This window comes from Ramlibacter paludis, assembly GCF_022012305.1.
Lineage (GTDB): Bacteria > Pseudomonadota > Gammaproteobacteria > Burkholderiales > Burkholderiaceae_C > Ramlibacter > Ramlibacter paludis.
In genome coordinates, this window is the sequence record NZ_JAKLTM010000003.1 from 1 (window position 1) to 18067 (window position 18067).

At 69.2% G+C, this 18067-nt stretch carries 17 protein-coding genes and 1 other RNA gene; 9 read left to right on the forward strand and 9 right to left on the reverse strand.

The genetic code is table 11. The features are described from left to right. Window positions 1-49: 49 nt before the first annotated feature. The 6 genes from LZ009_RS10715 to ffs form a co-directional block, all read right to left on the reverse strand. Window positions 50-1444, reverse strand: coding sequence for a glycosyltransferase family 2 protein (locus LZ009_RS10715; RefSeq protein WP_275697921.1), 1395 nt, complete (start codon window positions 1442-1444; stop codon window positions 50-52). Further along, window positions 1441-2490, reverse strand: a complete 1050-nt coding sequence (locus LZ009_RS24295) for a HEAT repeat domain-containing protein (RefSeq protein WP_275697922.1) — start codon at window positions 2488-2490, stop codon at window positions 1441-1443. Before LZ009_RS24295 ends, LZ009_RS10715 begins: the two co-directional genes overlap by 4 nt. Next, complete coding sequence (locus LZ009_RS10725; RefSeq protein WP_275697923.1) at window positions 2471-3223, reverse strand: YaiO family outer membrane beta-barrel protein; 753 nt, start codon at window positions 3221-3223, stop codon at window positions 2471-2473. Before LZ009_RS10725 ends, LZ009_RS24295 begins: the two co-directional genes overlap by 20 nt. Beyond that, window positions 3220-3615, reverse strand: coding sequence for a response regulator transcription factor (locus LZ009_RS10730; RefSeq protein ID WP_275697924.1), 396 nt, complete (start codon window positions 3613-3615; stop codon window positions 3220-3222). Before LZ009_RS10730 ends, LZ009_RS10725 begins: the two co-directional genes overlap by 4 nt. Before the next feature lie 82 nt (window positions 3616-3697). Further along, window positions 3698-4321: a hypothetical protein gene (locus LZ009_RS10735; protein ID WP_275697925.1), complete on the reverse strand. Its 624-nt coding sequence runs from the start codon at window positions 4319-4321 to the stop codon at window positions 3698-3700. Window positions 4322-4537: 216 nt separating this feature from the next. Beyond that, window positions 4538-4634: signal recognition particle sRNA small type (ffs, locus tag LZ009_RS10740), an RNA gene on the reverse strand. A gap of 67 nt (window positions 4635-4701) precedes the next feature. Here ffs and dnaX point away from each other — a divergent pair. The 5 genes from dnaX (at window position 4702) to LZ009_RS10765 (ending at window position 9164) form a co-directional block, all read left to right on the forward strand. Continuing rightward, window positions 4702-6510 (forward strand): DNA polymerase III subunit gamma/tau, encoded by a 1809-nt coding sequence (gene dnaX / locus LZ009_RS10745; protein ID WP_275697926.1) that lies wholly within the window; start codon window positions 4702-4704, stop codon window positions 6508-6510. A 6-nt stretch (window positions 6511-6516) separates the two neighbouring features. Continuing rightward, window positions 6517-6840, forward strand: a complete 324-nt coding sequence (locus LZ009_RS10750) for a YbaB/EbfC family nucleoid-associated protein (RefSeq protein ID WP_275697927.1) — start codon at window positions 6517-6519, stop codon at window positions 6838-6840. Window position 6841: 1 nt separating this feature from the next. Continuing rightward, entirely contained in the window at window positions 6842-7435 is a 594-nt protein-coding gene (gene recR / locus LZ009_RS10755) for a recombination mediator RecR (protein ID WP_275697928.1), read from the forward strand. Continuing rightward, the gene (locus LZ009_RS10760; protein WP_275697929.1) at window positions 7435-7848 is read left to right on the forward strand and encodes an MAPEG family protein; all 414 of its coding nucleotides are present in this window, start codon (window positions 7435-7437) and stop codon (window positions 7846-7848) included. Before recR ends, LZ009_RS10760 begins: the two co-directional genes overlap by 1 nt. Window positions 7849-8126: 278 nt before the next feature. Continuing rightward, window positions 8127-9164 (forward strand): ABC transporter substrate-binding protein, encoded by a 1038-nt coding sequence (locus LZ009_RS10765; RefSeq protein WP_275697930.1) that lies wholly within the window; start codon window positions 8127-8129, stop codon window positions 9162-9164. 41 nt (window positions 9165-9205) lie between these two features. On the opposite strand, the gene LZ009_RS10770 is transcribed toward LZ009_RS10765, so the two are convergent. The 3 genes from LZ009_RS10770 to gloB all read right to left on the reverse strand — a co-directional run bounded on the left by LZ009_RS10770 (window position 9206) and on the right by gloB (window position 12151). After that, a complete protein-coding gene (locus LZ009_RS10770) occupies window positions 9206-9688 on the reverse strand; it encodes a YXWGXW repeat-containing protein (RefSeq protein WP_275697931.1) in 483 nt (160 codons plus the stop codon). Between the two features lie 166 nt (window positions 9689-9854). Next, window positions 9855-11381, reverse strand: a complete 1527-nt coding sequence (locus LZ009_RS10775) for a transglycosylase SLT domain-containing protein (RefSeq protein ID WP_275698464.1) — start codon at window positions 11379-11381, stop codon at window positions 9855-9857. Next, on the reverse strand, window positions 11378-12151 hold the full coding sequence (gloB, locus tag LZ009_RS10780; protein ID WP_275697932.1) for a hydroxyacylglutathione hydrolase: 774 nt from the start codon (window positions 12149-12151) through the stop codon (window positions 11378-11380). The genes LZ009_RS10775 and gloB overlap by 4 nt, the downstream gene beginning before the upstream one ends. On the opposite strand from gloB, the gene LZ009_RS10785 reads away from it, so the two are divergent. The 4 genes from LZ009_RS10785 to LZ009_RS10800 all read left to right on the forward strand — a co-directional run bounded on the left by LZ009_RS10785 (window position 12150) and on the right by LZ009_RS10800 (window position 18025). Then, the gene (locus LZ009_RS10785) at window positions 12150-12938 is read left to right on the forward strand and encodes a class I SAM-dependent methyltransferase (protein WP_275697933.1); all 789 of its coding nucleotides are present in this window, start codon (window positions 12150-12152) and stop codon (window positions 12936-12938) included. The genes gloB and LZ009_RS10785 overlap by 2 nt on opposite strands. Further along, the gene (rnhA, locus tag LZ009_RS10790; RefSeq protein WP_275697934.1) at window positions 12935-13384 is read left to right on the forward strand and encodes a ribonuclease HI; all 450 of its coding nucleotides are present in this window, start codon (window positions 12935-12937) and stop codon (window positions 13382-13384) included. Before LZ009_RS10785 ends, rnhA begins: the two co-directional genes overlap by 4 nt. A gap of 186 nt (window positions 13385-13570) precedes the next feature. After that, the gene (locus LZ009_RS10795) at window positions 13571-14884 is read left to right on the forward strand and encodes an efflux RND transporter periplasmic adaptor subunit (protein ID WP_275697935.1); all 1314 of its coding nucleotides are present in this window, start codon (window positions 13571-13573) and stop codon (window positions 14882-14884) included. Window positions 14885-14896: 12 nt separating this feature from the next. Beyond that, window positions 14897-18025 (forward strand): efflux RND transporter permease subunit, encoded by a 3129-nt coding sequence (locus LZ009_RS10800; protein ID WP_275697936.1) that lies wholly within the window; start codon window positions 14897-14899, stop codon window positions 18023-18025. The last annotated feature ends 42 nt before the right edge of the window (window positions 18026-18067 follow it).

Consider the following 18067-nt stretch of genomic DNA (forward strand, 5'->3'; position numbering starts at 1 on the left):
GTACGAACCGCGGCTCCCCGGTAGGTCGGGGTGGCAACCCCGCCTCTCCCTACAAGCCCTTGCGCTTCATCGCTCCCCATTGCGACTGGCGATTGGTGGCCCAGCGGTACAGCCCCACCAGCCGCCACCAGCTGTTCAACTGCCGGTAGCCGAAGTTCTCGGCCACCACCACCAGCGCCAGCAGTCCCAGCTGCGAGGGCTTGGGGTAGATGTGGAAGGCGAGTTCCTCCAGCAGCAGGCCGGAAGCAGAAAGAAGGATGCCCAGCCCGATCGCCAGGAACAGGAAGATCGCGAACGCATCCCACGACACCAGCCCGAACGCATAGGCAAAGGCCATGAAGAGGTAGCCCCCGAGTTCGACCACCGGCCCCAACCACTCGAAAGCCACCATGAAGGGAAAGGCGAGCCAGCCGGGCGGGCCGCCGCGGCGGCTGAAGATCAGCCCCCAATGCGGCGCCAGGCTTTCCGACAGGCCGCGCTGCCAGCGGATGCGCTGGTTGCGCAGCGTCTGGAAGTCCTCCGGCGCTTCCGTCCAGCACACCGGGTCGGGCACGAACTCGATGCGGTAGTCGACGCCTTGCGCGCGCAGCATGCGATGCATGCGCACCACCAGCTCCATGTCCTCGCCGATGGTCTTGGGCCGGTAGCCGCCGGCCGCCACCACGACTTCCGTCTTGAACAGGCCGAAGGCGCCCGAGATGATCAGCATCGCGTTCACCTGCGACCAGCCGAGGCGGCCGAACAGGAAGGCGCGCAGGTACTCCACCACCTGGAACAGCGCCCAGATGTTGGAAGGCAGGCCCACGCGCGTGAGGAAGCCGCCCTCGATCGCGCAGCCGTTGGCCACGCGCACCGTGCCGCCGCTGGCCACCACGCGCGGGTCGCGCAGGAAAGGCTTCACCACGCGGTGCAGGCTGTCGCGCGCCAGGATCGAGTCCGCGTCGACGCCGCAGAAGAGGGGATGGCGCGCGAGGTTGATGCCCGCATTGAGCGAATCGGCCTTGCCGCCATTCTCCTTGTCGATCACGCGCAGGTTGGCATGCGTGCGCGAGCGCCAGATGCCGCGCAGCGGCTTGGTTGCCAGCCGCTCGTGGACGGCCTGCGGGAACAGCTCGAGCTGGAACTCGCGCTGCAGCACTTCCAGCGTGGTGTCCTTCGAGCCGTCGTTGATCACGATCACCTCGAACTCGGGATAGGCCAGCTGCAGCATCGAGCCGACCGATGCCGCGATCGAGGCTTCCTCGTTGAAGGCCGGCACCAGGATGCTGATCGGCGGCTCCAGTCCGGTGAAGACCTGCGGCAGTTCCTCCAGCACGCGCTCCTGCAATCCCCGGTGCAGGCTCAGCAGCGACAGCAGGTTCAGCAGCAGGTAGCCGCCATTGAGCAGCGCGAAGTACAGCAGGATGAACCAGGTGACCAGGTCGATCACGAGCCGCTGCGTCATCCCAGCCCCCGTTCTGCCAGCACCTGGCGCAGCTGCGCCGCCGCCGCGGGATGGTCCGCGCCCAGGGCTTGCAGCTCGCCGCTGCCCAGGAAAGGCAGGCGGCCCAGCGCACGCGCCGCGGCCATCCGCACGCCCCATTGCGGGTCGCCCAGCAGCGCGGCCAGCGCCGGCACGTCCTCGCGCCGCGCCAGTTGCGCCATCTGCACGGCGGCCTGTTCGCGCACGCCGGCTTCGGCATGGCCCAGGCAGCGGCGCACTTCATCGGCCAGCGCGAGGCTCTCGGTCAGGCGCAGCGCGGCCTGCACGACCTCCGTCGGCTGGCCGGGCTGCAGCAGGCGGGCCAGCGTGGCGTCCGGGAGCTGCAGCCGCAGCGCTTCCGCCAGCAGCAGGGTGCGCGGGAGCTCGTGCGGACGCAGCAACGGGATCGACTTGGCCATCAGCAGCCAGAAGGCCTGGCGCGCATCGGCCAGGAAGCCGGCGATGCGGCTCAGGTCCCAGTCGGTGCGCACGACCAGCAAGGGCATCAGGCCGTTGGCGGCGCGCAGCGGGTTGATCTGCACCAGCGCGCGGGCCGCATTGACGGCCAGCAGCGGGTCGCTGCTGCGCGCCAGGTCCACCAGGGCGTCCCAGGCTTCGACATCGCGCAGGTAGCCTGCGGCCAGCGTGGCCTGCAGCTTCTCGGCGCGGGCACCGCGACGCAGCAGGCGCCGCGCCGTGGCGTCCAGGCCCAAGGCGCGCGCCGTTTCGTTCAATTGCTGGCGGGCGTCGCCGCGCACCGACTCCTGCAGGTAGGCCCACAGGCGCAGGAACAGCACGTGCTCGCGCCGCTGCAAGGGTGGCAGGTCGTTCGCCGGTGCGGGATCGATGATGCGCGCCAGCAAGGCCGGGCGCCAGGTGGCGACGAAGCGCTGCCAGCGCCGCTCGCGCGAACGCAGGCGCAGCCGCAGGACGATGATGGTCAGCGTGAGCGCGAGCGTCAGCGCGACGGCCACGAGGCCGACGGCAAGCGCAACGCGCAGGTAGGGGTCAGAAATCGCGCTGGACACCGAGCGTGGCGCCGCTGCGGTTGTAGAGGCTGCCCTGGCGCACGTAGTGCAGCCCGTAGCGCAGCAGCCAGGGCCCGGCCCCCAGCGTGTGCTTGCCCACCAGCGCCAGCGCGCTCACGTGCGTCAGCACCACGCTGCCGGGGCCGGCCTGCGAGGCCTCGTTGCCGTCGCTGGCGATCAGGCTCACGGACGAAGTGTCCGAGTAGTACCAGGCGGCGCGCAGCTCGCCCACGTACTCGGTGGTGCCGAAGCCGCGCACCGAGCGCACGCCGGCCAGCGCGCCGAAGTCGCCGAAATAGTGTTCCACCATCACGCTGCCCTCGGTGATGTCCACCGACGGATAGCGCGTGTGGCGCAGGCCGGTGTGCAGCAGCCAGGCCTTGCGGAATTCCCATTGCAGGTTGGCGCCGGCGCTGTCGCGCGCCAGCACCCGGTGCGTGGGGCTGGCCGCCAGGCGGCCCGAGAGCGTGAGGGTGGGGGAGAGCGGTGCAAAGCCCTCGACCGCCATTTCGGTGTCGCGCTCGCCGAAGCGGCGCGTTTCGGTCAGTTCGGCGTTGACGCCGGTGCGCTTGTCCCATTGGCGGCCCACCTGCAGGGTCACGCTGGTCCAGTCGGGGGTGCCGTTGCTCAGGTGGCTGGCTTCGGTGAGCACGCCGACGTGGCTGACCGGCCCGCTGTCCTGGGCCGCGGCCAGGACCGGAAGCGCCAGCAGCAGCGCGGCGGCCGGCCTCATGCCTGCGGCCGGACGAAGCGGCGCAGGCGCGCCAGCAGTTCTTCCGGCTGGAAAGGCTTGACGATGTAGTCGTTGGCGCCGGCATCGAGCGCGCGGACGATGTCGCGCTCCTGCGCCTTCGCGGTGAGCATGATGACCGGCACTTTTTCCCAGCCCGGCTGCTTGCGCACCAGGCCGACGAGCTGGAAACCGTCCATGAAGGGGAGCATCACGTCGAACAAGGCCACGGCGGGCGCCGGCTGCGACTGGATGTGCGCCTGGGCCGCGCGGCCGTCGGGGCAGAGCGTGACCGCGTAGCCGGCACGGTCGAGCATGAATTTCAGGAGATGGCCGATGTGTTCGTCGTCCTCGACGACAAGGGCCGCTGGCTGCGATGGGGTATCTGCGGTCATCGGGCCCGATTGTCGCGCAGCCGGGCGGCTGCGCGGGACCTTCCCTGGGCCGAAAGTCCGGCGCGTCGCGCCGGCCCTACGGTCAGAAGCTGGTGCGGTAGTACACCATCGGCCGGCCGTCCTTGCGCTTGACCGAGATCTTGGCGCCGCTTTCCAGCTGGAAGCCGAGGAAACCGCCGGTCATGTTCAGGAGCGGGGACTTGCCGTTGTCGAGCCGCATTTCCACGCGCGCGCCGTACATGGGCGTGCGCTGCTGGATCAGGCTGTAGGCGTCCTGGTCGGTGCTCATGCGGCGCCAGGCCGTCACGTCCACCTGGTTGCTGTACACCGTCTGCCTCCAGCGCAGGCCGAGGTCCAGGCTCGGCTGGCCGGCAAAGCTGTTCGGCTGGGTGGCGTTGCGCAGGCCCATGTTGCCCATGCCCATGACGACGCCGAGGCCGCGGTTCTGCGGCGACAGGGCCAGGTCCACGCGCGGGGCCTGGAAGCCGCCGTCCTGCGCGTCCAGGCGCGGCAGGGTGCTGCTGTTGACCTCGAGCCGCACCCCTTGTTCGGAGCGCATCTCCACGGCCATCGCGCGGTCCTGCATGGACGACGCGACTGCGACTTCCTGCGCCCAGCCCAGCGGGCAGACGGCCAGGACACCCAACGCGATCGCGGCGCAACGGCCCATCGAACGCACCTCTTTGACAGCGACCAGCTTCTCCATGATGTTCACCTCCCAGTGATGCGAGTCACTTTAGGTGGGCGGTCGGCAGGAGTTTGTGGGAGCTTCCACCCGGATCCTGTCAGCCGGAACCCGGCATGCCACCGGGCACGCAACGGACAACTGCAGGATAGCGCCATCGCGCCCGAAAGGCGAATGGGACGAAAGGGAGGGTTGATCCCGCGCAAGTTGCCGGCGAAAAGCCGGATGGCGCGGAAAGTTGACGAGCCTTACCCCCGGCACTGGCTCCACAGTTAGGGCTGCTTGGTTCCCCACCTGACCCGGTTGGCCGCTTCACCATGCGGGGAGGCCCGTCAGGGTGCATTGTAGGCGAAGAGGGAGGGCGGAAACCCGCACGGGCCGCGCACTTAGAATCGGCGTCGATGTCGTACATAGTGCTTGCCCGCAAATACCGGCCCCGGACCTTCAGCGAGATGGTCGGACAGGAGCACGTGGTGCAGGCACTGTCGAACGCGCTGGAGCAGCAGAGGCTGCACCATGCCTACCTCTTCACGGGGACGCGCGGCGTCGGCAAGACCACCGTGTCGCGCATCCTGGCCAAGTCGCTGAACTGCCAGGGCGCCGACGGCAACGGCGGCATCACCGCCGCGCCCTGCGGCGTCTGCCAGGCCTGCACCGACATCGATTCGGGCCGCTTCGTCGACTACACCGAACTCGACGCCGCCTCCAACCGCGGCGTCGACGAGGTGCAGCAGCTGCTGGAACAGGCCGTCTACAAGCCGGTGCAGGGGCGCTTCAAGGTCTTCATGATCGACGAAGTGCACATGCTCACCGGCCACGCCTTCAACGCGATGCTGAAGACGCTGGAGGAGCCGCCCGAGTACCTGAAATTCGTGCTGGCCACCACCGATCCCCAGAAGGTGCCGGTGACGGTGCTGTCACGCTGCCTGCAGTTCAACCTGCGGCCGATGGCGCCGGAGACGGTGCAGGAGCACCTCGCGCACGTGCTGGCCGACGAGAAGGTGGAAGCGGAGCCGGGCGCGCTGCGCCTGCTGTCGCGAGCCGCGCGTGGCTCGATGCGCGACGCGCTGTCGCTGACCGACCAGGCCATCGCTTTCGGCGCCGGCCAGCTGCAGGAAGCGGCGGTGCGGCAGATGCTGGGAAGCGTAGACCGCAGCCACGTGTTCCGGCTGATCGAGGCGCTGGCCGCGGGAGACGGCAAGACCGTCGTCGAAACGTCCGAGGCGCTGCGCCTGCACGGGCTTTCTGCCGCCGCGGCGCTGGAGGAGATGAGCATGGTGCTGCAGCGCATGGCGGTGCTGCAGGCCGTGCCTTCGGCTTCCGAGGGCGGTGACGAGGAAGCGGCCACGATCGCGCGGCTCGCGCAGATGCTGCCGGCCGATGAAACGCAGTTGCTCTATTCGATCTGCCTGCATGGCCGCACCGAACTGGGGCTGGCGCCGGACGAATATGCGGCGTTGACGATGGTGCTGCTGCGGCTGCTGGCGTTCAAGCCTTCGGCTTCGCAGGAAAAAAAAACTCTGCTGACTAGGCCGGCGCCGCAAGCCGCGGTTCCTGCGTCACCACGGCCTACGGAAAATCCGGACGGCAGGCCGTCGGTGAGCCCGCAGGCGAACCGCGGCGATGCCCCCGCGGCGCCCCCGCGCCCCACCGCTCCCCCCGGCCGCGTCCTCCCGGTCGTCGAACCGCGCCAACCCGCGCCGCGCGCCGCCGCCCCCGCGGGCCAGGGCAACGACGTCGTCGGCGTGCCGGTGCGCTTGCAACCCGAACCGCTGCGCGACACCGCCACGGGCGTGCCCGCCGTCACGCCCACGCCCGAAGGCGACTTCTGGCAGGCGACGGTGCAGCAGCTCGTCGACCGCGAAGCCATCACCGCGCTGGTGCGCGAGCTGGCCCTGCAGGCGCAGCTGGTGGGCCGCGACGAAGGCCACTGGATGCTGCGCGTGGAGCGCGAGTCCCTCAACCAGCCGGCCAGCCGCGAGCGCCTGAAGAATGCGCTGCAGGCCGCCGGCCATGCCGTCGAGATTTCGGTGGAAGTGGGCGCCGTGAGCGACAGCCCGGCGCGCCGCAACGCCCATGCCGCCTGGCTGCGCCAGCAGGCCGCCGAGCAGATCATCCTGAACGACCCGTTCGTGCAGCAGATGCAGCGTGACTTTGGCGCGAAAATCGTGCCTGGCAGCATCAAACCCGTAGCGAAAACCAGAGAGTAGGAACCCATGTTCAACAAAGGACAGCTGGCCGGCCTGATGAAGCAGGCCCAGCAGATGCAGGACAACCTGAAGAAGGCGCAGGAAGAGCTCGCGCTGATCGAGGTCAGCGGCGAAGCCGGCGCCGGCCTGGTGAAGGTGGTCATGACCTGCAAGCACGACGTCAAGCGCGTCACGATCGACCCCAGCCTGCTGGGCGAGGACAAGGACATGCTGGAAGACCTGGTGGCCGCCGCCTTCAACGCCGCGGTGCGCAAGGCCGAGGAAACCAGCAACGAGAAGATGGGCAAGCTGACCGCGGGCCTGCCGCCCGGCATGAAGCTGCCTTTCTGAGTTGGCCGAACCCAGCCTCCAGGCGCTGATCGAGGCATTGCGCCGCCTGCCCGGCGTCGGCGTGAAGTCGGCGTCGCGCATGGCCTTCCACCTGCTGCAGCACGACCGCGAGGGCGCGCACGTGCTGTCGCGGGCGCTGGAGCAGGCCGCGTCGCACATCCGGCACTGCAGCGAGTGCAACACCTTCACCGAGGACGAGGTCTGCGCCACCTGCCGCAGCCCGCAGCGCGACCGCAGCAAGCTGTGCGTGGTGGAGACGCCGGCCGACCAGGCCGCGGTGGAGCGCACGCAGGCCTTCTCGGGCCTCTACTTCGTGCTGGGAGGCAAGCTGAGCCCGCTGGACGGGATCGGGCCGAAGGACATCGGGCTGCAGAAGCTCTTCACGCGCGCGACCAACGGCGAGGTGCAGGAGGTGATCCTGGCGACCAACTTCACCGCGGAGGGTGAAGCGACGGCGCACGTGATCGCCGAGGCGCTCAAGCAGCGCGGACTGCGGGTCACGCGGCTGGCACGGGGGGTGCCGGCCGGAAGTGAACTGGAATACGTGGATCTGGGGACCATCGCGCATGCGCTGGTGGACAGGAGGACAAAATAATGAACTACATGCGCTTCACCGTGGCGTACTGGTGCGTGCTGCTCGCGGTGCTGCTCCCGTACGCCTGCGCGATCCTCGCCAAGCGCGGCGGCATGGGCAAGCCGCGGCGCGAAGGCGGTTACGACAACGCCGACCCGCGCGGCTGGCTCGCGCGCCAGGAAGGCTGGAAGGCGCGTGCCAACGCCGCGCAGGCCAACAGCTTCGAGGCGCTGCCCTTCTTCATCGGCGCGATCATCATCGCCCACCAACTCGGCGCGCCGCAGACGCGTCTGGACATCCTGGCGGTCGTCTTCATCACACTGCGCATCATCTACATCGTGATGTACGTGGCCGGCCTGCCGACGACGCGCTCCGCCATCTGGGGGCTTGCCTTCCTCGTGAACCTGGCAATTTTCTTAAGCGGCTGGCACTAAAGGGAGCACTGATGCTCCGTCCGGTCCAAGTGCCGCTGCGCGGAGAGCACACCCGGGAAAATGCGAGGACCGCGCGGAATAACATGCAGCGCGGTCCCTCCTGTCGAGAGGATCCGGCTTTGCCGGTCCTCTCGACACTGATCGGGCAACTCTGAAAAATCGCATGGCGATTTTTCAGAGTTAAGTGATTACCCGCAGGGGATGGTCCTGATGCAGTGCAGCGAAGCTGCGTCTAACCTCTATTCATTCCGACAAGAAAAGAAGAGAGGACCACCGCGATGCCCCCGCCTTTGCTGGACCGACGGCGCTTTGGCCTGCTGGCCGCGGCCGTGGTGGCAGCCCCGGCGCTGCGTGCGCAGGGCAAGGTGGAGAAGCCGCGCGTCGTGATCGCGGTCGCCGGCAAGGCTTCGTTCTATTCGCTGCCGCTGACGGTGGCCGACCAGCTCGGCTACTTCAAGGCCGAGGGCGTCGATGTCGAACTGGCCGACTTCGCCGGCGGCGCCCGCGCGCAGCAGGCCGTGATGGGCGGCAGCGCCGACATCGTGAGCGGCGCCTACGAGCACACCATCAACCTGCAGGCGCGCAACCAGCATTACCGCAGCTTCGTGTTGCTGGGACGCGCGCCGCAGATCGCGATGGGCGTCTCCCCGCGCGCCATCCCCGGCTACCGCACGATCGCCGACCTGCGCGGCAAGCGCATCGGCGTGTCGACGCCGGGCTCGTCGACCAACATGGTCGCCAACCTGGTGCTGGCGCGCGGCGGCCTGAAGCCGGCCGACGTCAGCTTCGTCGGCGTGGGCATGTCGACCAGCGCCATCACGGCGCTGCGCGCGGGCCAGGTCGACGCGATGAGCAACACCGAACCGGTGATGACCATGCTGGAGCAGAAGGGCGAGGTCAAGATCATCAGCGACACGCGCACGCTCAAAGGCACGCAGGAGGTGTTCGGCGGCCCGATGCCGGCGTGCTGCCTGTACGCGCCGGTGGAATTCGTCGACCGTCATCCCAATACCTGCCAGGCGCTGGCCAACGCGGTGGTGCACAGCCTGAAGTGGCTGCAGACGGCGGGGCCCAGCGACATCATCAAGACGGTGCCCGAGGGCTACCTGCTGGGGGATCGCGCGCTGTACCTCGCCTCGTTCAACAAGGTGCGCGAGGCGATCGCACTCGACGGCATGCTGCCGGAAGAGGGCGCGAAGACCGCGCTGAAGGCGCTGGCGAGCTTCGAGCCGGCGGTGGTGGCGGACCGCATCTCCCTGGGACGCACGTACACGAACGATTTCGCGCGGCGGGCGAAGGAGAAATTCAAGGCGTAGAAAAGGGGCCCGAGGGCCCCTTGTTCATGTCGCTCGCTCTCTTAGCTGCGGCGGCGGTCGTCCGGGAAGCGGTCGTCGCGGTTGCGCACGCCGTCACCGTCGCGGTCGCGGTCGCGGGCATTCGGGATGCCGTCGCGGTCTAGGTCGCCGTTGGGGCCGAAGCGGCGGTTGTCGGCGTCGTAGCGGTTCGGGATGCCGTCATGGTCGCGGTCGCCGTTGGGACCGCGTTCCCAATTGCCGCCCACCATCATCCACTCGCCGTTGCCACGCTGGACCCAGCGCGGTTCACGGTACTCGTAGCCGCTGCGGGCGCTCAGCCAATGGCCGTCGACCCAGGCGTACTGGCCGCCGCGCCACTCGTAGTGGCCGGGCGCCCAGACATAGCCGTGGCGCGGGGCCGGCGCGACTTCGACGCGCGGCGCCGGCGGTGCGACCGACACGATGGCGGTGTACTGGGCATGGGCGGCGGCGCCGAGACCCAGGAGGGAAGCCGTGAGGACGGCCAGGGAGATCTTGTTTCGCATGGATAACTCCTTCCGGATGCAATGGAGCCACTTTGGCCCAGCCCGGCCGGGTGCCGCGTCGGGCCACGGCGGGAGCATCCGTGGGAGTTGTCCTGCTTCAACTGATGGTGGTTACAACTGGACGCCGCGCCTTCACGGGAGCGGGGCCAGCTTCACGCAACGAAGCTCAGCGGCGCTTCTGCTTCTGGATCGCGGGCTTGTGCCCGGCGGCTTTCGCGGGTGCCTTGTGCGGGGCGGCACCGTGGGCGCTGGCCTTGACCGGCGCCTTCGCGGCGGCGCGCACCGGCAGGTGCAGCACGATCTGCTGGCCGGCCTTCAGCGCGCTGGTCGCGCCGATGTTGTTCCAGTCGGCCACCTGCGCCGGCGTCACCTTGTAGCGGCGCGCGATCGCGGCGATGCTGTCCTTGCGGCCCGCCTTCACCACGGTGCGGCGCAGCGTCACTTCGGGCGCCAGGCTCAGCTGCGCGTTGTCGGCCACGTGGCCGGCCACGTCGGCCTCCTTGGCGCTCTTGCGCGGCACGATCAGCACCGAGCCGGCCTTGATCAGCATGCGCGGCGGAATGGCGTTGACGTTGCGCAGGTCGTTTTCCGGCATGCCCACGCGGCGCGCGGCCTCGCCCACGCTCATGGTCGCGGGCGCGGCCCAGGCCGTCCAGCTCGCGTACTTGCCTTCGCTGTACTCGGCGAAGTTGCGCTTGAAGACGGTGGCGTTGTCCCACGGCAGCAGGATCTGCGGCGTGCCCGCGGCCAGGATCACCGGCCGGTTCAACTGCGGGTTGAGCGCCTTGAAGTCCTCGATCTCGACGTCGGCCAGGCGCGCCGCCAGCGACACGTCCATGTCGCGCTCCAGCGTGACGCTCTGGAAGTAAGGATGGTTCTCGATCAGCGGCAGGTCGGCGCGGAAGCTCTCGGGCGTGGCGACGATGTTCTTCACCGCCTGCAGCTTGGGCACGTAGTTGCGCGTCTCGTTGGGCATGTTCAGGTCGAGGTAGCCCGTGCCCAGGCCGGCGCGCTGGTTGCGCTGGATGGCGCGCGTGACGTTGCCTTCGCCCCAGTTGTACGCGGCCAGCGCGAGGTGCCAGTCGCCGAACATGCCGTACAGGCGCTGCAGGTAGTCGAGCGCCGCCTTGGTCGACGCCAGCACGTTGCGGCGGTCGTCGCGGAACACGTTCTGCTTCAGGTCGTAGTCCTTGCCGGTGGCGGGCATGAACTGCCACATGCCGGCGGCGCGCGCGGTGGAGGTGGCCTGCGGGTTGAAGGCGGACTCGATGAAGGGCAGCAGCGCCAGCTCGGTCGGCATGTTGCGGCGCTCGAGTTCCTCGACGACGTGGAACAGGTACTTGCGCGAGCGGTCGGTCATGCGCTGGATGTAGTCCGGGCGCGTGGCGTACCACTGCTCGTTCTGGCGCACGAGGTCGCCCGCGAGGTCGGGCATGGCGAAGCCGCGGCGGATGCGGTTCCACAGGTCCGGCGGCGCCTCCAGGCCGGCGACGCCGCGCGAGGCGGACAGGTCGGTCGGCTGGATGTCGCTGAGCGGCCCGGTGGGGATGACGGCGGGCAGCGGCGCCTGCGCCTGGACGGCGGGCTTGCCGGCTTCCGCGCCGGCGGCGGGCACGGCCTCGGGGCCCTGCGTCGTAGCGCAACCGGCCAGGGCCAGCGCGGTGACCAGGACGAGGAGGTGGTACTGCTTCATCTGAATTCGTTCTTCCATTGGCGCAAGGTCGCGAACACCGAAACGGTGTCCTTCACGTCCGCGCCGCCATGGTCCTTCGCCGCCTGCGCCACTTCCGGCACGCGCGTGCGCAGGAAGGGGTTGATCGCCTTCTCCGTCGCGATCGAGGAGGGCAGGGTCGGCTCGCCGTGGGCGCGCTGCGACTCGCATTGTTGCCGGTAATGGATCAGCTGCGTGTTTCCGGGCTCCACCACCGTGGCAAATTTCAGGTTTCCGAGGGTGTATTCGTGTGTACAGCAGACACGGGTCGTGTCCGGCAGCGCCGCCAGCTTGTCCAGGGAGTCCAGCATCTGCGCCGGCGTGCCCTCGAACAGGCGGCCGCAGCCGCCGGAAAACAACGTGTCGCCGCAAAAGAGCAGGGGACGGCCGTCCAGGTCCGGCGTGTAGTACGCGATGTGGCCGGCGGTGTGGCCCGGAACGTCGATCACCGTGAAACGCAGGCCCAGGACCTCCACCGCGTCGCCTTCGGCCAGCTTCGTGAAGGGCTCGGGAATGCGTTCGCGCGCCGGGCCCCAGACCGGGGCGCCGGTGGCTGCGTGCAGTTCGGCGACGCCGCCGATGTGATCGGGGTGGTGGTGGGTGACTAGAATCGCTGCGAGTTGCAGCCCGTTGCGCGTGAGATATTCCCGCACCGGCGCCGCGTCACCGGGGTCGACGACCAGGGCCCGCTGTCCGTCGTGCAGCAGCCACAGGTAGTTGTCCTGGAAGGCGGGCAGCGGGATCAAGTTCATGAGCGAGCAGATTATAGGAATGCAGCAGTGGTTCGAGACCCCGCCCGGCCGGTACCTCCTGGCCTGGGAACGGGCGGAGTTCGACCGCGCGGTCGCCGACATCTTCGGCTACCACGCGCTGCAGCTCGGGGTGCCCGAACTCGATGCGCTGGCGGCGAACCGCATGCCGCACAAGTGGCTGGCGCTCGGCTCGCCGCACGAGGCGCAGGGCCCGCAGCGGCCCGCCCTGCTGACCGACTTCGCCGCGCTCCCGTTCGAGGAGAACAGCATCGACCTGGTGGTGCTGCCGCACTCGCTGGAACTGAACCTGGATCCGCACACGACGCTGCGCGAGGTGGAGCGCGTGCTGGTGCCCGAAGGCAAGGTGGTGGTCTGCTGCCTGAACCCGGCCAGCCTCTGGGGCCTGCGCCAGCGCCGCGCGCACCTGTACCGCCGCCTCGGCTTCGGTGAACTCTTCCTGCCCGACGCGGGCGAGTTCATCGGCTACCGGCGCTTGCGCGACTGGCTGCGGCTCCTCGGCTTCGAAGTGGAGAGCAGCAGCTTCGGCTGCTACCGCCCCGCGCTCGCCAGCGACCAGTGGCTGGACCGCTTCAGCTGGATGGACACGGTCGGCGCGCGTTCCTGGCCGATCTTCGGCGCCGCGTATTTCATCGTGGCGGTCAAGCGGGTGCGCGGCGCCCGCCTGATCGGCGCCAACTGGAAGAAGACCAAGGGGCTGGCCTCCGCGCCGGTCCCCATCGCGAACCGCAGCCACCGGCGGCACCGCGACCTCACACCCACCGAATGAACGCAATCGAGATCTACACCGACGGGGCCTGCAAGGGCAATCCCGGCCCCGGCGGCTGGGGCGTGCTGCTGCGCTCCGGCCCGACCGTCAAGGAGCTGTACGGCGGCGAGCGCAGCACCACCAACAACCGCATGGAGCTGATGGCCGTGATCCAGGCGCTGGAGGCGCTCAAGCGGCCCTGCAACGTCACGCTCTACCTGGACAGCCAGTACGTGCTGAAGGGCATCACCGAGTGGATGCCGGGCTGGAAGGCCAAGGGCTGGAAGACCGCCAGCAAGCAGCCCGTGAAGAACCAGGAACTCTGGCAGCGGCTGGACGCTCTGCTCCAGGGTGGCGGGCACGAAGTCGACTGGCGCTGGGTGCGCGGCCACAATGGCGACCCCGGCAACGAGCGGGCCGATGCGCTGGCGAACCTGGGCGTGACCCAGGCCCTGGCGGGCAAGTGAGGCCGCCGCCGGTGTTGGCATGCTAAATGTAAAGCGCGGGTAAAAAACCACGGCGCGGGGCCCTGCGGCCGGGTTCCTGCGGCCATCGCGGATGCCGCCGGAGCAACCACCTGTTACATTGGGCGATTGGCCTCGCGCCCAGGCGCGCGCCAGCTTGAACAAACGAGACAAGACGGACCTGTTTCCATGGCAGCCAAGGCTCTCTACACCGCCATTGCCGTCGTCGGCATAGTCGCCGCATCCGGCGCCGCCTGGTGGATGCAACACAGGCCCGCGTCGCGCAGCGATGCGGGGGAGACGGCTGCGGCCGCTCCCGGCGCGGCGCGCAGCAGCGCCGGCTCCGCCAGCGGCCCCGCGCGTGCGCCGGCGGTGGAAGTGGCGAAGGTCGAACTGGTGCGCCTGACCGACGATGCGCAGGCCGTGGGCAGCCTGAAGTCGCGCCAGAGCGTGATGCTGCGCCCCGAGGTGAGCGGCCGGGTCACGAGGATCAACTTCCGCGACGCCGACCGCGTGCGCCGCGGCCAGCTGCTGGTGCAGCTGGACGACCAGCTGCCCGCCGCGCAGGTGAAGCAGGCCGAAGCCGAACTCTCCATCGCGCGTGCCAACCACAAGCGCAACCAGGAACTGGTGGAGCAGAAGTTCATCGCGCAGCGCGCCGTGGACGAGAGCGCGGCCAACCTGCAGGTGGCCGAGGCCAAGCTGGCGCTGGCGCAGGCCACGATGGCGCGCCTGAAGATCGTGGCGCCCTTCGACGGCATCGCCGGCATCCGCGGCATCAACATCGGCGACTACCTCAAGGACGGCGCCGACATCGTCAACATCGAGGACCTGGACGCCGTCTACGTCGACTTCCGGCTGCCCGAGCGCTACCAGACGCGCGTGCGCCCCGGCCAGACCGCGCTGGTCGAAGTCGATGCCTTGCCCGGCAAGCGCTTCAACGCCGTGGTGCAGGCCATCGACCCGCTGGTGGACGCCAACGGCCGCTCGGTGGGCGTGCGTGGCTGCATCGACAACCGCCAGCTGATGCTGCGCCCCGGCATGTTCGCGCGCATCACGCCGGTGTTCAGCGTGCGCGAGGACGCTCGCGTGATCCCCGAAGAAGCGATCGTGCCGCAGGGCGGCCGCCAGTACGTCTACAAGCTCGTCGACGGCCCCGACCAGGACACGCGCATCGCGCAGCGGGTCGAGGTGCAGGTCGGCATCCGCCAGCCCGGCAAGGTGGAGATCGTGTCGGGCCTGCAGCCTGGCGACCTCGTCGTCACCGCGGGCCAGCAGCGCATCCAGAAGGACGGCACGCCGGTGCGCGTGCTGGACCTGAACGGCAAGGGCAACGCGCCCGGCGCCGTCGCCGCCGGCGGCATGGGCGCGCCCGGGGCGGCCCTTCGCGCCGCCGCGGCCTCGACGGAGGTCATCGCCTCCAGCGCGGGCAACCCCTGCGCCATTGCCGCCGCCGCTCCCGCGCGGGCTCCGCGCAAGCCGGCCGCCCAGCGCGCCGGCTGAGCGGGGGCCGCGATGCAACTTCCCGAAATCGCGATCCGTCGCCCCGTCTTCGCGACGGTGCTCTCGCTGCTGGTGCTGCTGGTCGGCGTGGTCAGCTTCACGCGCCTGTCGGTGCGCGAGTACCCCAAGATCGACGAGCCGGTCGTCACGGTGAGCGTCAAGTACGCCGGCGCCTCCGCCGAAGTGATCGAGTCGCAGGTGACCAAGCCGCTGGAAGACTCCATTGCCGGCATCGACGCCGTCGACGTGATCACCTCGATCAGCCGGCCCGAGCAGGCGCAGATCTCGGTGCGCTTCCGCCTGGAGAAGGACGCCGACACCGCCGCCGCCGAAGTCCGCGACCGCACCTCGCGCGTGCGCAACCGGCTGCCGCAGGCGATCGACGAACCGGTGATCGCCAAGGTGGAAGCCGACGCCTTCCCGGTGATCTGGCTGGCCTTCACCAGCGACACGCTCAACCCGCTGCAGATCAACGACCTGGTCAACCGCATCGTCAAGCCGCGGCTGCAGACGGTGACCGGCGTGGCCGACGTGCGCATCTTCGGCGAGCGCAAGTACGCCATGCGCGTCTGGCTCGACGCCGAGAAGCTGGCCGGCTACCGCCTGACCACGCAGGACGTGGAGGACGCGATCCGCCGCAGCAACCTCGAGGTGCCGGCCGGGCGCATCGAGTCGCAGCAGCGCGAGTTCAGCGTGACCTCGCAGACCGACCTGGTGAAGCCGGCGCAGTTCGGCGAGATCGTCGTCAAGAACGTGAACGGCTTCCCGGTCAAGATCCGCGACATCGCCCGGGTGCAGGAGGGCGCGGCCGACGAGCGCAGCGCCGCCCGCCTGAACGGCCGCTATGCCATCTCCGCCGGGGTGATCCGCCAGGCCACCGCCAACCCGCTGACCCTGTCGCAAGGCGTGCGGGACATGATCCCCAAGCTGAAGCAGGACCTGCCGGCCGACGTGACGATCGACGTCGCCAACGACAACTCGGTCTTCATCGACCGCTCGGTGAAGAACGTGTACCACACGATCGGCGAGGCGATCGTGCTGGTGGCGCTGGTGATCTTCGTGTTCCTGCGCACCGTCCGGGCGTCGATCATCCCCATCGTCACCATCCCGGTCAGCCTGATCGGCTGCTTCGCGCTGATGGCGATGTTCGGCTTCACCATCAACACGCTGACCCTGCTGGCGCTGGTGCTCGCCATCGGCCTGGTGGTGGACGACGCCATCGTGATGCTGGAGAACATCTTCCGGCACATCGAGGAGGGGCTGGATCCGTTCTCGGCCTCGATCAAGGGCGCGCGAGAGATCGGCTTCGCCGTCATCACCATGACCTTCACGCTGGTGGCCGTGTACGCGCCGCTGGCCTTCACGCCGGGCCGCACCGGCCGGCTGTTCGTCGAGTTCGCGCTGGCGCTGGCCGGCGCCGTGATGGTGTCGGGCTTCATCGCGCTCACGCTGACGCCGATGATGTGCTCCAAGCTGCTGCGCCACACCGAGAAGCACACCTGGTTCGACGCCCACATGGAGCGCTGGCTGACGGCGCTCACCGGCGCCTACGAGCGGGCGCTGCGCTGGGTGGTCACCGCGCGCTGGGGCCAGGCCTCCGGCGGCGCGCGCGGCCGGCTGCTGCAGGCGCGCTGGCTGGTGATCGGCGTCATGGTGCTGTGCGCGGGCGTGATCGGCCTGGTGTGGCCGACCATGAAGTCGGAGCTGTCGCCGCTGGAAGACCGGGGCACCATCCTCGCCAACATCAACGCGCCCGACGGCGCCACGCTGGAGTACACGGACCGCTATGCCAAGGCGCTGGAGCGCATCGGCAGCCAGTACAAGGAATTCGACCGGATCTTCGCCAACCTCGGCAACCCCACGGTCTCGCAGGGCAGCGTGGTCTACCGTGCCGTGGATTGGGACGAACGCAAGCGCTCGACGCTGGACATCGCGCGCGAGATGGCGCCCAAGTTCAACGCGCTGCCGGGCGTCAACGCCTTCCCGATCACCCCGCCGTCGCTGGGGCAAGGCTTCCGGGAGCGGCCGCTGAACTTCGTGATCCAGACCTCGGACAGCTACGAGAACCTCAACCGCGTGACGCGGCAGATGCTGGACGAGATCGCGAAGAACCCCGGCATCCAGAGCGTAGACGTGGACCTGCGCCTGAACAAGCCGGAACTGCGCATCGACATCGACCGCGAGAAGGCGGCCGACCTGGGCGTGGGTGTCGACGTCGTTGCGCGCGCCCTGGAAACCATGCTGGGCGGCCGGCAGGTGACGCGCTACAAGCGCGACGCCGAGCAGTACGACGTGATCGTGCAGACGCTGCCCAGCGGCCGCAGCACGCCCGAAGCCATCGACGCGATCAACGTGCGCGGCCGCGGCGACACCATGGTCCCGCTGTCGGCGCTGGTGAAGACGCGCGAGAGCGTCAGCCCGCGCGAGCTGAACCACTTCGGCCAGCGGCGCGCCGTGGCGATCACGGCCAACCTGGCGGCGGACTACTCGCTGGGCCAGGCGCTGGAGTTCATGAACGAGACCTCGGCCAAGGTGCTCAAGCCCGGCTACACCACCGACCTCAACGGCACCTCGCGCGAGTTCCGCAACTCGCAGGGCGCGCTGGCCATCGTGTTCGTGCTGGCGCTGCTGTTCATCTTCCTGGTGCTGGCGGCGCAGTTCGAGAGCTTCGTCGATCCGCTGGTGATCATGCTGTCGGTGCCGCTGTCGATGGTGGGCGCGCTGCTCGCCTTGAAGTGGAGCGGCGGCTCGCTGAACGTGTATTCGCAGATCGGCCTGATCACGCTGGTGGGCCTGATCACCAAGCACGGTATCCTGATCGTCGAATTCGCCAACCAGCTGCGCGAGCAGGGCCTCGACATGGTCGACGCGCTGGTGAAGGCGGCGTCGCAGCGCCTGCGCCCGATCCTGATGACGACCGGCGCCATGGTGCTGGGCGCCGTGCCGCTGGCCATGGCCACCGGCGCCGGCGCCGAGAGCCGCACCCAGATCGGCTGGGTGATCGTGGGCGGCATGTCGCTGGGCACGCTGCTGACGGTGTTCGTGGTGCCCACCATGTACACGCTGTTCGCGCGCAAGGAAGTGCCGGGGGCCAACAAGGCCGAGGCCAAGGAAGAGGCGGCGCACGTCCTGCCCGCTTGAAGCGGGATTGACCGCCGCCGCCGGGCGGTGTGCAATCCGCGC

Coding starts and splice junctions, on each gene's coding strand:
- LZ009_RS10715 (WP_275697921.1), bottom strand. CDS start 1,444: ATGACGCAGCGGCTCGTGATCGACCTGGTCACCTGGTTCATCCTGCTG.
- LZ009_RS10795 (WP_275697935.1), top strand. CDS start 13,571: ATGGCAGCCAAGGCTCTCTACACCGCCATTGCCGTCGTCGGCATAGTC.
- dnaX (WP_275697926.1), top strand. CDS start 4,702: ATGTCGTACATAGTGCTTGCCCGCAAATACCGGCCCCGGACCTTCAGC.
- rnhA (WP_275697934.1), top strand. CDS start 12,935: ATGAACGCAATCGAGATCTACACCGACGGGGCCTGCAAGGGCAATCCC.
- LZ009_RS10735 (WP_275697925.1), bottom strand. CDS start 4,321: ATGGAGAAGCTGGTCGCTGTCAAAGAGGTGCGTTCGATGGGCCGTTGC.
- LZ009_RS10765 (WP_275697930.1), top strand. CDS start 8,127: ATGCCCCCGCCTTTGCTGGACCGACGGCGCTTTGGCCTGCTGGCCGCG.
- gloB (WP_275697932.1), bottom strand. CDS start 12,151: ATGAACTTGATCCCGCTGCCCGCCTTCCAGGACAACTACCTGTGGCTG.
- LZ009_RS10730 (WP_275697924.1), bottom strand. CDS start 3,615: ATGACCGCAGATACCCCATCGCAGCCAGCGGCCCTTGTCGTCGAGGAC.
- LZ009_RS10760 (WP_275697929.1), top strand. CDS start 7,435: ATGAACTACATGCGCTTCACCGTGGCGTACTGGTGCGTGCTGCTCGCG.
- LZ009_RS10775 (WP_275698464.1), bottom strand. CDS start 11,381: ATGAAGCAGTACCACCTCCTCGTCCTGGTCACCGCGCTGGCCCTGGCC.
- LZ009_RS10800 (WP_275697936.1), top strand. CDS start 14,897: ATGCAACTTCCCGAAATCGCGATCCGTCGCCCCGTCTTCGCGACGGTG.
- LZ009_RS10725 (WP_275697923.1), bottom strand. CDS start 3,223: ATGAGGCCGGCCGCCGCGCTGCTGCTGGCGCTTCCGGTCCTGGCCGCG.
- LZ009_RS10770 (WP_275697931.1), bottom strand. CDS start 9,688: ATGCGAAACAAGATCTCCCTGGCCGTCCTCACGGCTTCCCTCCTGGGT.
- LZ009_RS10785 (WP_275697933.1), top strand. CDS start 12,150: ATGAGCGAGCAGATTATAGGAATGCAGCAGTGGTTCGAGACCCCGCCC.
- LZ009_RS10750 (WP_275697927.1), top strand. CDS start 6,517: ATGTTCAACAAAGGACAGCTGGCCGGCCTGATGAAGCAGGCCCAGCAG.